General features: G+C 73.7%; 12 protein-coding genes and 1 tRNA gene. 12 read left to right on the top strand and 1 reads right to left on the bottom strand.

Going from position 1 to position 13,193, the window contains the following annotated elements:
* The first annotated feature begins 3 nt into the window (after positions 1-3).
* The 3 genes from DFQ13_RS04900 to DFQ13_RS04890 all read left to right on the top strand — a co-directional run bounded on the left by DFQ13_RS04900 (position 4) and on the right by DFQ13_RS04890 (position 3,800).
* Positions 4-1,026, top strand: a complete 1,023-nt coding sequence (locus tag DFQ13_RS04900; protein ID WP_181399849.1) for an ABC transporter ATP-binding protein — start codon at positions 4-6, stop codon at positions 1,024-1,026.
* Entirely contained in the window at positions 1,019-2,038 is a 1,020-nt protein-coding gene (locus DFQ13_RS04895; protein ID WP_035287986.1) for an ABC transporter ATP-binding protein, read from the top strand. The genes DFQ13_RS04900 and DFQ13_RS04895 overlap by 8 nt, the downstream gene beginning before the upstream one ends.
* 88 nt (positions 2,039-2,126) lie before the next feature.
* The gene (locus DFQ13_RS04890) at positions 2,127-3,800 is read left to right on the top strand and encodes a S8 family serine peptidase (protein ID WP_110079290.1); all 1,674 of its coding nucleotides are present in this window, start codon (positions 2,127-2,129) and stop codon (positions 3,798-3,800) included.
* Between the two features lie 122 nt (positions 3,801-3,922).
* Here the strand turns inward: DFQ13_RS04890 and DFQ13_RS04885 are convergent, their stop codons facing one another.
* A complete protein-coding gene (locus tag DFQ13_RS04885) occupies positions 3,923-4,624 on the bottom strand; it encodes a uracil-DNA glycosylase (RefSeq protein ID WP_110079289.1) in 702 nt (233 codons plus the stop codon).
* 92 nt (positions 4,625-4,716) lie between these two features.
* On the opposite strand from DFQ13_RS04885, the gene DFQ13_RS04880 reads away from it, so the two are divergent.
* The 9 genes from DFQ13_RS04880 (at position 4,717) to DFQ13_RS04835 (ending at position 13,167) form a co-directional block, all read left to right on the top strand.
* A complete protein-coding gene (locus DFQ13_RS04880) occupies positions 4,717-6,189 on the top strand; it encodes a S10 family peptidase (protein WP_110078981.1) in 1,473 nt (490 codons plus the stop codon).
* Between the two features lie 413 nt (positions 6,190-6,602).
* Positions 6,603-7,286, top strand: coding sequence for a DUF4129 domain-containing protein (locus tag DFQ13_RS04870; RefSeq protein WP_146241103.1), 684 nt, complete (start codon positions 6,603-6,605; stop codon positions 7,284-7,286).
* Positions 7,283-7,747, top strand: coding sequence for a hypothetical protein (locus DFQ13_RS04865; protein WP_035287995.1), 465 nt, complete (start codon positions 7,283-7,285; stop codon positions 7,745-7,747). The genes DFQ13_RS04870 and DFQ13_RS04865 overlap by 4 nt, the downstream gene beginning before the upstream one ends.
* Entirely contained in the window at positions 7,744-8,697 is a 954-nt protein-coding gene (locus tag DFQ13_RS04860) for an AAA family ATPase (RefSeq protein ID WP_110078978.1), read from the top strand. The genes DFQ13_RS04865 and DFQ13_RS04860 overlap by 4 nt, the downstream gene beginning before the upstream one ends.
* The gene (locus DFQ13_RS04855; RefSeq protein ID WP_110078977.1) at positions 8,694-10,028 is read left to right on the top strand and encodes a DUF58 domain-containing protein; all 1,335 of its coding nucleotides are present in this window, start codon (positions 8,694-8,696) and stop codon (positions 10,026-10,028) included. The genes DFQ13_RS04860 and DFQ13_RS04855 overlap by 4 nt, the downstream gene beginning before the upstream one ends.
* On the top strand, positions 10,025-10,525 hold the full coding sequence (locus DFQ13_RS04850; protein WP_110078976.1) for a hypothetical protein: 501 nt from the start codon (positions 10,025-10,027) through the stop codon (positions 10,523-10,525). Before DFQ13_RS04855 ends, DFQ13_RS04850 begins: the two co-directional genes overlap by 4 nt.
* A 104-nt stretch (positions 10,526-10,629) precedes the next feature.
* Entirely contained in the window at positions 10,630-11,955 is a 1,326-nt protein-coding gene (locus DFQ13_RS04845; protein ID WP_035288003.1) for an NAD(P)/FAD-dependent oxidoreductase, read from the top strand.
* Positions 11,956-12,044: 89 nt separating this feature from the next.
* Positions 12,045-12,121 (top strand) — tRNA-Leu (locus DFQ13_RS04840).
* 296 nt (positions 12,122-12,417) lie between these two features.
* Complete coding sequence (locus DFQ13_RS04835) at positions 12,418-13,167, top strand: MerR family transcriptional regulator (RefSeq protein WP_110078975.1); 750 nt, start codon at positions 12,418-12,420, stop codon at positions 13,165-13,167.
* Positions 13,168-13,193 lie beyond the last annotated feature (26 nt).

Below are 13,193 nucleotides of genomic sequence, written 5' to 3'. Positions count from 1 at the left end.
CCGGTGTCCACGGTGGATGAGACGGGGGCCGGGCCGATCCCGAGCGTCCCGCTGCTGGAGGTCGACGACCTGTTCGTCGAGTTCCACACCCGCGACGGCGTGGCGCGGGTGCTCAACGGCGTCAGCTACCGGGTGGCGGCGGGGGAGACCCTGGCCGTGCTCGGCGAATCCGGCTCCGGCAAGAGCGTCACCGCGCAGACCGTCATGGGCATCCTCGACACGCCACCGGGGGTCATCACCGGCGGCGCGGTCCGCTTCCACGGCGAGGACCTGCTCACCGCCACCGACCGGCGCCGCCGCGCGGTCCGCGGCTCCGGCATCGCGATGATCTTCCAGGACGCGCTGTCCGCGCTGAACCCGGTGTTCACCGTGGGCTTCCAGATCGAGGAGCAGCTCCGGGTGCGCCGCGGCATGTCCCGCAAGGACGCCCGCAAGCGCGCGGTGGAGCTGCTGGAACTGGTGAAGATCCCCAACGCCCGCGGCCGGGTGCGCCAGTACCCGCACGAGTTCTCCGGCGGGATGCGCCAGCGCGCCATGATCGCCATGTCGTTGGCGCTGGACCCGGAACTGCTCATCGCCGACGAGCCCACCACCGCCCTCGACGTCACCGTGCAGGCGCAGATCATGGACCTGCTCAAGGAGATCCAGGTCGAGCGGCACATGGGGCTCATCCTCATCACCCACGACCTCGGTGTGGTCGCCGAGGTCGCCGACCGGATCGCGGTGATGTACGCGGGCCGCATCGTCGAGCAGGCCGACGCGCGGTCGGTCTACCGCAGGCCCGGGCACCCGTACACGGCCGCGCTGCTGGACTCGCTGCCGCGGCTGGACCAGAAGGGCACCGAGCTGAACACCATCAAGGGGTTGCCGCCGAGCCTGCTGCGCATCCCCGACGGCTGCCCGTTCCACCCGCGCTGCGCCCGCGCGCAGGACGTCTGCCGCACCGAGGTGCCGCCGCAGCACCGGCCCGAGCCGGGCAGGCTCAGCGCGTGCCACTTCGCCGAGGAGCTGATCGCTGATGCATGAGACCGGCGAGAACAGCGGTGACAACATTCTCGAAGTCCGCGACCTGGTGAAGCACTTCCCGGTCCGGGTGGGCGTGCTGTTCAAGCGGGTCATCGGGCACGTGCGCGCGGTCGACGGCGTTTCCTTCGACCTCAAGCGCGGCGAAACCCTCGGCGTGGTCGGCGAATCCGGCTGCGGCAAGTCGACGCTGGCGCAGGTGCTGATGCGGCTGGAGCCGCCGACGTCCGGCTCGGCCACCTTCGAGGGCCGCGACATGCTGGCCATGAAGGGCGCCGAGCTGCGCAAGCTGCGCCGCGACATCCAGATCGTGCTCCAGGACCCGTACACCTCGCTCAACCCCAGGATGACCGTCGGCGACATCGTCGGCGAACCGTTCGAGATCCACCCCGAGGTGGCGCCCAAGGGTTCCCGGGCGGGCAGGGTGCGCGACCTGCTCGACGTGGTCGGCCTCAACCCCGAGCACCTCAACCGCTACCCGCACCAGTTCTCCGGCGGGCAGCGCCAGCGCATCGGCATCGCCAGGGCGCTCGCGCTCAAGCCCAAGGTGATCGTCTGCGACGAACCGGTGTCCGCGCTGGACGTGTCGATCCAGGCGCAGGTGATGAACCTGCTCGGCGACCTGCAGTCGGAGTTCGGGCTGTCCTACGTGTTCATCGCCCACGACCTGTCCGTGGTCCGCCACCTGTCCGACCGGGTCGCGGTGATGTACCTGGGCAAGGTCGTCGAGATCGGCACCGAGGAGGAGATCTACGAGCGGCCGACGCACCCCTACACCCAGGCGCTGCTGTCCGCCGTCCCGGTGCCCGACCCCGAACTGCGGGGCAGGCGCCAGGTCATCCGGCTGGAGGGCGACGTCCCCAGCCCGGTCGACCCCCCGTCCGGGTGCCGGTTCCGCACCCGCTGCTGGAAAGCGCAGGACGTGTGCGCCGAGGAGGAACCCGCGCTCGAGATCCGGGCCGCGAACCACCCGAGCGCCTGCCACTTCGCCGAACAGCGATCCATCGTCCCCTGATGCCAGGGGTTTGCAGGCAACGAGGAGGAATCGCGTGAAGCGAGGCAGATTATTGGCAGCGGTGCTCGCCGCACCGCTGCTGGCGACCATGGCGTCGGTCGCGGCACCGGTGGCGGCCACCGCCGCACCGGAGCTGTCCGGCAAGGTGGTCGAGTTCAACGTGCTCGCCGCCGACGGCGCGTCCACGGCGTCGGCGGAGGCGGCGGTCCGCGCGGCGGGCGGCACGGTCGTCACCAGCAACGCGGCGGCCGGTCTGCTGACCGTCAGCGCGCCGGAGAACGGCTTCACCGCCCGGCTCACGGGCAACCGGGCCGTCGAGGGCGCCGCCCGGATTCGCTCGATCGGGCAGGCCCCCAGGTCGGAGAAGTCGGCCAAGGCCAAGGCCGAGGCCGTCGAGAAGGACAACCGCAACGGCGCCAAGAAGGGCAAGGCCGACGCCGCCACCGCCGGGATGGACCCCCTGGACGGGCAGCTCTGGGGCCTGACGGCGGTCCGCTCCGACCTGGCGCGCACCAAGCAGGCCGGGGACAAGCGGGTCAAGGTCGGCGTCCTCGACACCGGTGTGGACGGTTCGCACCCGGACATCGCCCCCAACTTCGACCGGGCCCTGTCGCGCAACTTCACCCGCGACATCCCGTTCGACGAGAACGGCGCCGCCGTCGACGGCCCGTGCGAGTACCGCGGCTGCGTCGACCCGGCCGACGTCGACAACGGCGGCCACGGCACCCACGTGGCGGGCACCATCGCCGCCGCGGCCGACGGCTTCGGCATCTCCGGCGTCGCCCCGAACGTCTCCATCGTCAACATCCGCGGCGGCCAGGACTCCGGCTACTTCTTCCTGCAGCCGGTCGTCGACGCCATGACCTACTCGGGCGACGCGGGCCTGGACGTGGTCAACATGTCCTTCTACGTCGACCCGTGGCTGTTCAACTGCGCGGCCAACCCGGCGGACACCCCCGAGCAGCAGGCCGAGCAGCGGCTGGTCGTCAAGTCGATCAACCGCGCCATGGAGTACGCGCACCGCAAGGGCGTCTCCCAGGTCGTCTCGCTGGGCAACGGCCACATGGACCTGGGCAACCCCCTCCCGGACGCCTCCAGCCCCGACTACCCGGCCGGTGCCGCCCACCCCCGCACCATCGACAACGCCACCTGCTTCTCCCTCCCCATCGAGGGCCCGCACGCCATCGGCGTCGGCGCCTACGGCCCCTCGCAGGCCAAGGCCGACTTCTCCAACTACGGCGAGCACATCTCGGTCGCGGCCCCCGGCGGCTACTTCCGCGACGGCTTCGGCACCGACTGGTACCGCACCAACGAGAACCTCATCCTCTCGGCGTACCCCCGCAACGTCGCCCTCACCGAGGGCGCCATCGACGAGGCGGGCAACGTCACCCCCGACGGCGCCGCCCTCGGCGTCCAGAAGGCCTGCAGGGACGACGGCACCTGCGGCTACTACCAGTTCCTGCAGGGCACCTCGATGGCCGCCCCGCACGCCTCCGGCGTCGCGGCGCTGATCGTCGCCCAGTACGGCAACTACAGCGGCAAGGGCGTCACCCTGTCCCCGGACAAGGTCCGCAAGGTCCTCGAGGGCACGGCCGCCCCCATCGCCTGCCCCACCCCCCGCACCGTCACCTACACCAACGAAGGCCGCCCGGCCGAGTTCACCGCCACCTGCGTCGGCGGCCTGGAGTACAACGGCTTCTACGGCAACGGTTCCGTGGACGCCTGGGCCGCCGTCACCGGGGGCAAGAAGTTCCTGAAGTGATCGGCTGATCGTGGACGGGCCCCCTCCCGCGATCGGGAGGGGGCCCGTCCACGCGGCGCGGTGCCCGGCGCGGTGCCACTGCGCTCCCCGGGCGGCGGAGGTCGCCGGGCCGGTCCTGCGTCTCAGGACAGGCCCGCCGCCGCTTTCGCCGAGGTGAACACGTCCTCCACCATCCTCGGCGTGAGCCTGCCGGTGAAGGTGTTCTGCTGGCTCACGTGGTAGCAGCCGAACAGGTGCAGCGGTGCCTCCGTGTCGTGCGGCTCCAGGACCACGTGCGCGGCGTGCCCGAACTTCGGCCGCGGCGTCGGGACGGTCCAGAAGGCGCTCAGGACCGGCAGCAGCGCCTGCCAGCCGAACGCGCCCAGCACGACCACCGCCCGCAGCGTCGGCCGCAGCAGGGCCAGTTCCCCGACCAGCCACGGGCGGCAGTTGTCCCGCTCCCGCGGCGTGGGCTTGTTCGCGGGCGGCGCGCACTTCACCGGGGAGGTGATGCGGACGCCGAGCAGTTCCAGGCCGTCGCCGATGTGGGTGGCGGTGGGCTGGGTGGCCAGGCCCACGGCGTGCATGGCGGCGTAGAGGACGTCGCCGGAGCGGTCGCCGGTGAACATGCGGCCGGTGCGGTTGGCGCCGTGGGCGGCGGGGGCGAGGCCGACGACGGCGATGCGGGCGTCCGCCGGGCCGAAGCCGGGGACCGGGCGGCCCCAGTAGTCCTGGTCGCGGAAGGCGGCCCGCTTGACCTCGGCCACCTCCTCGCGCCAGGCCACCAGCCGGGGGCAGCGGCGGCAGGTCGTCACGCGGCGGTCGAGGTCGGGCAGGTCGGGCAGGTCGGGCACGGACCGATCCCACCACAGCCGGCGGTGTTCGCGGTGCGCGGACGCCCGCCGCCCGCGCGCGGCGGGCACGTAGGGTCACGACCATGGGATCACAGGACACCGGCGACGACGCCGCCCGCACCAGCCCGGAACCGGCGGACGACCTGGTCACCACCAGCCACTCGCTGACCATCCGCAGGCGCAAGCTCAACTACACCGCCACCACCGGGCGGGTCGTGCTGCGCCGCGAGGTGGTCACCGACGGCAAGGTCGACGGGCACCTGCCCAAGGCCGAGGTGTTCCTCACCGCCTACACCCTCGACGGCGCCGACCCGGCCCAGCGCCCGGTGACCTTCGCCTTCAACGGCGGCCCCGGCTCCGCCAGCGTCTGGCTGCACCTGGGGGTCCTGGGCCCCCGCCGGGTCGTCTCCGGCGACGCGGGCGCCCCCGTCGGCCCGCCGTACAGCCTGGTCGACAACCCCGAGACCCTGCTCGCGCACAGCGACCTGGTGTTCATCGACCCGGTCGGCACCGGCCTGTCCCGCGCGGCCAAGGGCGAGAAGTCCGCCGACTTCCACGGCTTCAAGCCCGACGTGGAGTCCGTCGCCGAGGTCATCCGGCTGTGGACGACCCGCAACGGCCGCTGGCTGTCGCCGAAGTTCCTCGCGGGCGAGTCCTACGGCACCACCCGGGCGGCCGGGCTCGCCGAGCACCTGCAGAACCGGCACGGCATGTACCTCAACGGCCTCGTCCTGATCTCCGCGGTGCTCGACTTCGGCACCCTGCTGTTCAACGAGGGCAACGACCTGGCCTACCCGCTCTACCTGCCCTCGTACGCCGCGATCGCCCACTACCACGGCCTGCACGGCGACCGGGAGCTGAGCGAGGTGCTCGCCGAGGCCGAGGACTTCGCCTCGAGGGACTACCCGTGGGCCCTCGCCCGCGGCGCCCGCCTCACCGCCGAGGAGCGGGCCGAGGCGGTGACCCGCCTGGCCCGGCTGACCGGCCTGTCCGAGGACTACGTCGACCGGGTCGACCTCCGCGTGGAGCACATCCGCTTCTTCACCGAACTCCTCCGCCACCGCAAGCTCACCGTCGGCCGCCTCGACGGCCGCTTCACCGGCTGGGAGGCCGACTACGGCCGCGAGCACATGGGCGGCGACCCCGCCCACGCCGCCATCCAGGGCGCGTACACGGCCGGGATCAACCACTACCTGCAGGTCGAACTGGGCTACCCCAACGACCTGCCGTACGAGGTCCTCAGCAACGAGGTCTTCCGCCAGTGGTCGTACAAGGAGTTCGAGAACGCCCACGTCACCGTCGCCGACAAGCTCGCGGCGGCGATGCGCGCCAACCCCTCCCTCAAGGTCCACGTGGCCTCCGGCTACCACGACGGCGCGACCCCGTACTTCGCCACCGAGCACACCCTGGCCGCACTGTCCATCCCGGACGAACTGCGGGACAACATCGAGGTCCGCTACTACGAGGCGGGCCACATGATGTACGTCCACGACGAGTCCCGGGCACAGCAGTCGAAGGACATCGCCGAATTCGTCACGAGGGCTTCGAATCGTTGAGGTAGCCGGTCGATCGTGCGGTGCGCGCCGTTCCTCGCGCACCGCACGATCACTTCCGGCTTCTGCCGAGTGCTGTGGTGGCCCCGTTCGGGCGGGCCGACACCGGTCTCGGTCGCGCGCTGGTGTGAAGGCGTCGAGCGTTCGGCGGTACGGACCCCTGGTCGGCGTGGGTAAGGTGGAGGGCAAGCGTCACCGCCACGCCCGGGGAGGGGTCGTGTTCCAGGCGGTGTGAGGGAAATCCGTGTTGGCTGTCGTCGCGCTGGTCGGTGTCGTCGGGGGGTCGGGGTTCCTCTTCCTGTTGCTGCGGTTGTTGGCGGTCGGGAAGGTTTCCGAGGTCAGGGTGTCCGTGCGGGCGCTTTCCGCGTTCTCGGTCGACTTCCGCGTGCGCGCGGTTGTGGGGGATGCTGCCTGTCATGAGGTCACGTCCGGCGGTGCTGGTGGCGGTGGGGGCGCTGCTGGTGGTCGCGGTCGTGGCGGCGCGCGGTGAGTCGCCGATCTCGGCCGGGCCCGGGGTGGTGTACCGGCCGGAGCAGGCCGCGGAGAGCGCGCCGCCGCCGGGGGAGTTCCGGTTGGAGCCGAATTCGTTCCTCAGCCTGCTGAGCGGGATCAGCACCGGCGTGCTGCTCCTGCTGGTCCTGGCCGTCCTGCTGATCGGCGCCGCCGGGCTGCTGGCGATGCTCGCGGGGGTTCGGCGGCGCAGAACCCCCGCCGGGCGGCCCGGGTTCGCGGCGGCCGACGCCGAGGACTCCTCCGGGTACCCGGCCGCCGCCGCGCTCGCGGCGCGGGTGCGCCGGGCGCGGGTGGAGCTGAGCAGGCGGGCCCCGGACCGGGAACCCGGTGACGCCGTGATCGCCGCGTGGGTGGCGTTGGAGGCCGCGGCCGAGGGGGTGGGGACGCCCCGGGCGGCGCACCACACCCCGACGGAGTTCACCGCCGAGGTGTCGGCCCACCACGACGTCGACACCGCCGCCCTCGCCGACCTGCGCGGGCTCTACCACCGGGCGCGGTTCGCCGCGCACCGGCCGTTGTCGCAGGCGGACGCCGATGGGGCCGAGCGGGCGTTGGCGCGGATCGAGCGTTCGCTGGTCGCCCGGTGAGCGCCGTCCGGACCGTGGCCATCGCTGTCGCCGCCGGGGTGGCGGTGGCGGGGTTGGGCGTGTGGCCGGGGGACCTGCCGGTGTTCTGGGCCGTGACCCTCGGGGTGCCCGCCGCCGCGGTGGCGGCGGTGGGGGCCCGGTTCTCCGGGGCGCTGGAGCCGCAGTGGGCGCCCCTGCCGGAGCAGGCCGACTCGGCGAGCGAGCCGCAGGCGGCGAACCTGGCGACCCGGTTGGCCGAGGCGGCCGACGACCCGGTGCGCTTCCGCGCCCGGCTCCGGCCCCGGTTGCGCAGGCTGGCCGCGGCCACCCTGCGCGCCGAGCACGGTGTGTCCGGTTTGGACGACCCGAGGGCGGTCGACCTGCTGGGCGCGGACCTGCACGCCCTGCTCACCGACCCCGCCGCCGTGCTGCCCGGCCCCGAGCGGCTGGAGCGGATGCTCGCCGGACTGGAGGAACTGTGACAGCGGACGAGGTCAAGCGGGTCGCCGACGCCGTGACCGGGGCCGTGGGGGCGGTGGTCGTGGGGCGGGAGCGGGCGGTGCGGCTCGCCCTCGCGGCCGTCCTGGCCGGTGGGCACGTGCTGGTGGAGGACGTGCCGGGGCTGGGCAAGACGCTGCTGGCGCGGGGGCTCGCGCAGGCGCTCGGGCTGGGGTTCGCCCGGTTGCAGTGCACGCCCGACCTGCAACCCGCCGACATCACCGGGTCCTTCGTCTTCGACCCGGTGCGGCGCGGGTTCGACTTCCGGCCCGGCCCCGTCTTCACCGGCCTGCTGCTCGCCGACGAGATCAACCGCACCCCGCCGAAGACGCAGTCCGCGCTGCTGGAGGCCATGCAGGAGCGGCAGGTCACCGTGGAGGGCCGCACCTTCGGGCTGCCGCGCCCCTTCCACGTGCTCGCCACCTCCAACCCGGTCGAGTACGAGGGCACCTACCCGCTGCCCGAGGCGCAGCTCGACCGCTTCCTGCTGCGCCTCGACGTCGGCTACCCGCCCGCCGAGGAGGAGGTGGAGGTGCTGCGCCGCAGGCTGGCCCGCCGCAGCGAGGACGCGTCCGCCGAACCCGTGGTCGACGCCGAGCGGCTGGCGGAGGTGCAGGCCGCGGTGGAGACCGTGCCGGTGGACGAGGACGTGCTGCGCTACTGCGTGGACCTGGCCCGCGCCAGCCGGGGGCACCCGGCGGTGGAGGTCGGCGCCTCGCCGCGCGGTTCGCAGGCGCTGCTGCTGGTGGCGCGGGCCCTGGCGCTGCTCGACGGGCGGGACCACGTGCTGCCCGAGGACGTCAAGGAGTGCGCCGTGCCCGCGCTGGCGCACCGGTTGACGCTGCGGGCCGAGACCTGGAGTTCCGGCACCACCGCTGCCGAGGTCGTCGCCGAACTGCTGCGCACCGTCCCCGGACCCGCGGGCTCCCGGTGAACCGGGTCCTGGCCTGGGCCACCGCGCGGCGGGCCGCGGGCCGGGCCGGGTGGCGCGGCACCGACGCGCTGCTGCGCGGCGCGTTCGGCGGGCTCGGGCTGGTCGGCGCGGGGGTGGCGCTGCACCGGGTCGACCTGGTGGTGATCGGGTTGCCGCTGCTGGTCTCCACCGTGCTGGCGCTGTCGGTGCCGCCGGGCAGACCGGTGCGGGTCACCGCGCAGAAGCTGCCCCGGTCGGTGGAGGCGGGGGACAGCGCGCGGGTGGCGATCACCGTCGACCACGGCGGCGGTGTCGAGTTCACCGCCGTCCGGCTGCCGCTGCCCGGCCGCCCCGGTGTCGGGCCGGTGCACCTGCTGCCCGGGGCCGACCGCGAGCTGCGCACCCACCTGCGCTGGAACACCTGGGGGGAGGGGGTCGACCTGCGGCCCGACCACCTCGCCGGGGGCCGCGACGGGCTGCTCGTCTCCGGTCCGGTCGTGGGCGTGGAGAGCAGGCGGACCGTGCTGCCGCCCCTCGCCCCGCCGCCCGCCGGGCCGCTGCCCGCCCGGCTGACCGGGGTGGTCGGGGCGCACCGCTCGCCCCGGCCCGGCGACGGCGCCGAACCGCGCGCGGTCCGGCCGTTCCGCCCCGGCGACCGCGTCCGGCGCATCGACTGGCGGGTGTCGCTGCGCGCGGGCGCGGCGACCGGCGAGGCGCTGGGCAGCCCGCACGTGCGCGAGCGGCACGCCGAGGCCAACGCCGACCTGGTCTTCGCCCTCGACTCGCGCGCCGACGTCGGCCCCGACCTGGGCTCCTGGTCCACGGCGGAGCCGGGCGGCCCGGTGCGCCGCGGCGGCAGCCTGGACACCGCCGTGCGGGCGATCGCCGCGCTGGCCGCCGCGCACCTGCGCCAGGGCGACCGGGTCGGCCTGGTCGACCTGGGCAGGCCGCAGCTCGGCGTGCCGCCCGGCGTCGGCAGGCGCCAGTTGCTGCGGCTGCGCCACCAGTTGGTCGCCTGCACCCGCTCCGCCGGGTGGTCGCCCCGGCCGGTGCTGCGGCCGGGGCAGGTGCCCGCGGGCGCCGCCGTGGTCGTGCTCTCCCCGTTCCTCGACGACGCGGTCGTCGACGCCGCCATCCGCGCCGCCGGTCACACCCGGCTGCTGCTGGCCGTCGACGTGTTGCCCGCCGAGCTGGTCGCGGACCCGGAGACGCCGTGGGGCGGGGCGGTGCGCCGCGTCCTGCTCGCCGAGCACCGGGTGCGGCTGGCCGCGCTGCGCGCGCACGGCGTCGCCGTCGTGCCGCCCGAGGGGGTCGCCGCCGCGCTGGCGCGGCACCGCCGGGGGCGTCGGTGACCGACGTCGGGGCGGGGATCTCCGCGCGGTGGCTGCCGGTGGCCGTCGCGCTGGCGGGGGCGGGCGTCGTGGCCGACCTGTGGTGGCAGGGGGCGGCGGTGGGGCTGCTGGTGGTCGCCGGTGCGCTGGCGGCCGCCGCGGCGCTCGTGCCCGCCTCGCCCGCGCCGCTGCTGCTGCTCCTGGTGGCCGCCGCGGTCACCACCGCGCTCGGCGACGACCCGCTGCGGCCCGCGGTCTTGGTGCTGGTGCCGCTCGGGCACGCGGTGCACCTCGGGGCGGCGCTGGGCGCGCTGCTGCCCCGGGGCGCGCGGCTGCACCCGGCCGCGCTCGGGCCGCCGCTGCGCCGGGCCGCCGCCGTGCAGGTCGGGGTGTTCGCCGCGGTCGGGGTGCTCGCGCTGCTGCCCGCCGGGCGGACGCCGCCGGTGCTCGAGGTGGCGGCGTTGCTGTCCGTCGCGGGAGTGGCCGTTCTGGTGCTGGTCCTTGATCGATCCCGCTGACCCCGGCGATGCCGGTCACACCTGCGGAAACACCACCAGCGACGGGGGTCACACCCGGGTGGGGGCGGCTCGCGGGGATCGCTCCCCGGTGCGACCATTGACCCATGGCGAACGGTAAGTCGGAGCCCACCCGGATTCTGATCCTCGGTGGCGGTTACGTCGGCCTCTACGCGGCCCTCGGGCTGCAGCGCAAGCTGCGCTCCGGCGAGGCCTCCGTGACGGTCGTCGACCCGCAGCCGCACATGACCTACCTGCCGTTCCTCCCCGAGGCCGCGGCGGGCGCGATCGAGCCCCGGCACGTGGTCGTGCCGCTGCGCCGCGCGCTCAAGCGCTGCCACGTCATCACCGCCCGCACCACCGCGATCGAGCACGCCCGCAAGGTCGTCACGGTCGAGGCGCCGGACGGGCACACCGAGGAGCTGGGCTACGACGTGCTGGTCGTGGCGCTGGGCTCGGTGGCCCGGCTGCTGCCGATCCCCGGCCTGGTCGAGCAGGGCATCGCCTTCAAGACCATCGGCGAGGCCATCTACCTGCGCAACCACGTGATGACCAAGCTCGACGAGGCCGACTCCACGCTCGACCCCGAGCTGCGCAAGCGGTTGCTCACCTTCACCTTCGTCGGCGGCGGCTTCGCGGGCATCGAGGCGCTCGGCGAGCTGGAGGACATGGCCCGCTTCGCCACCCAGTACTACAAGAACGTCGAGCCGGAGGACCTGCGGTTCGTCCTGGTCGAGGCCGCCGGGCGGGTGCTGCCCGAGGTGCGCGAGAGCCTGGGCGTCTACACCGTGATGCAGCTCGAGAAGCGCGGCATCGAGGTCTACCTGTCGACGCTGGCCAAGTCGTTCGAGGGCGGGCACGTGCAGCTCTCCGACGGCACCGAGTTCGACAGCGACACCATCGTCTGGACCGCGGGCGTCAAGTCCAGCCCGGTCCTGGGCAACTCGGACCTGCCGCTGACCAAGCAGGGCCGCCTGCGCGCCACCGCGGCCATGCAGGTCGAGGGCCTGCCGGACGTGTGGACCGCGGGCGACTGCGCCGCGGTGCCCGACCTGGCCCGCACCGGCGAGGACCCGACCGCCATCTGCGCCCCCAACGCGCAGAACGCGGTGCGCCAGGCGCGGCTGCTGGCCAAGAACATCGTGGCCTCGCTGCGCGGCGGCAAGCCCAAGGACTACTACCACAAGAACATCGGCTCGGTGGCCAGCCTCGGCCTGCACAAGGGCGTCGGCGACGTCATGAACTTCAAGGCCAAGGGCTTCGTCGCCTGGGCCATGCACCGCGCCTACCACGTCAAGGCGATGCCGACCTTCAACCGCAAGGTCCGGATCACCCTCGACTGGTTAACCGGTGGGTTGTTCCGGCGCGAGGTCATCTCGATGGGGCAGATCAACGACCCGAAGGCGGAGTTCGCCCGAGTCTCCAAGGGCTGATTCGGCAAACGGCCCAAGGACTTGGGCCACCCGGGCGGAACTCTCCGAAACTGTTCCCGCGATTTGTTTCCGCGCCTTAGGCTGCGTTCGCCCCCGTAGCCCAACAGGCAGAGGCAGCCCCCTTAAAAGGGGTCGAGTGCCGGTTCGAATCCGGTCGGGGGCACCACATGGAGCCGATCACTCACGCAGAGTCAGTGTGCGCGCATGGTTTCCCACGGTGGTGCGGTCTGCTGAGGACGTCCACATGACCCGGTGGCCGCCCTTGGTGGTCAAATCACCGCAATTGGTTCTTGCCTGTGAAATTATGGCCTAATCCGGTCATCCGCTGTTTTCGCGGCGCGTTCCGCGATAAGGCGGAGTCGTGCCGCGCCCGCCGGAGTCGGAGATCCGCGCCCGCCGACCCGCCCGGGGTCCGGTCGCGCCGAACTCCCGGTGGTCCCCGGCGCGAACTAGGCTCACCCGGTGGCTGAGTACCGGATCGACGACCTCGCCAGGGCGGCGGGCACCTCGGTGCGCAACATCCGCGTCTACCAGGACCGCGACCTGCTGGCGCCCCCGGCCCGCCGCGGCCGCACCGCCATCTACGGCGACGGGCACCTGGCCCGGCTGCGGCTGATCCGCAACATGCTCGACCGCGGCTACGCGTTCGCCCAGATCAAGGAGATGATCGACGCCTGGACCGCCGGGCACAGCCTGGCCGACGTGCTCGGGCTGGAGGAGGCGACCGGCGCGGCCTGGTCGCACGAGCGGCCCGCCGTGGTCCCGATGACGGACCTGGTGCGCATGTTCGGCACCCAGCTCACCCCGGCCAACCTCCGCAGGGCGCTGGAGCTGGGCGTGCTGGAGCGCCGGGGCGCGCAGTTCGTCGCCCCCAGCCCCGGGCTGCTCGAAGCCGGGCACGAGCTGGTCAGGCTGGACGTCCCGCTGGCCGAGGCGCTGGCGCTGGCGGCCGAGCTGCAGACCGAGACCGACCGGATCACCGGGCTGCTGATCGGCCTGGTGCGCCGCTACGTGCTGGACCCGAAGGGCCCGGACTGGCTGCCCAGCGGCGAGGAGCTGCCGCACTACGCGGACGTGATCTCCCGGCTGCACCCGCTGGTCATGTCGGCCCTGTCGGCCGCGGTCGACCGGTCCGCGCGGCGGGTCATCCCGGAGATCATCGGCGACCGGCTGGTCGCCATGGCCGAGCGCGCGGCGGCTGAGCAGGGCTGATCGGACCGGATCGACCCTTGCACCGT

The organism is Actinokineospora spheciospongiae, from assembly GCF_003182415.1.
Taxonomy (GTDB): Bacteria; Actinomycetota; Actinomycetes; order Mycobacteriales; family Pseudonocardiaceae; genus Actinokineospora; species Actinokineospora spheciospongiae.
Note: the sequence above shows the minus strand (reverse complement) of the source record. Positions and strands in the feature narration are given on the sequence as shown.

Bases quoted from the DNA above. Each gene is read 5' to 3' on its own strand.
- DFQ13_RS04895 (WP_035287986.1), top strand. From the start codon at position 1,019: ATGCATGAGACCGGCGAGAACAGCGGTGACAACATTCTCGAAGTCCGC.
- DFQ13_RS04890 (WP_110079290.1), top strand. From the start codon at position 2,127: ATGGCGTCGGTCGCGGCACCGGTGGCGGCCACCGCCGCACCGGAGCTG.
- DFQ13_RS04880 (WP_110078981.1), top strand. From the start codon at position 4,717: ATGGGATCACAGGACACCGGCGACGACGCCGCCCGCACCAGCCCGGAA.
- DFQ13_RS04870 (WP_146241103.1), top strand. From the start codon at position 6,603: ATGAGGTCACGTCCGGCGGTGCTGGTGGCGGTGGGGGCGCTGCTGGTG.
- DFQ13_RS04845 (WP_035288003.1), top strand. From the start codon at position 10,630: ATGGCGAACGGTAAGTCGGAGCCCACCCGGATTCTGATCCTCGGTGGC.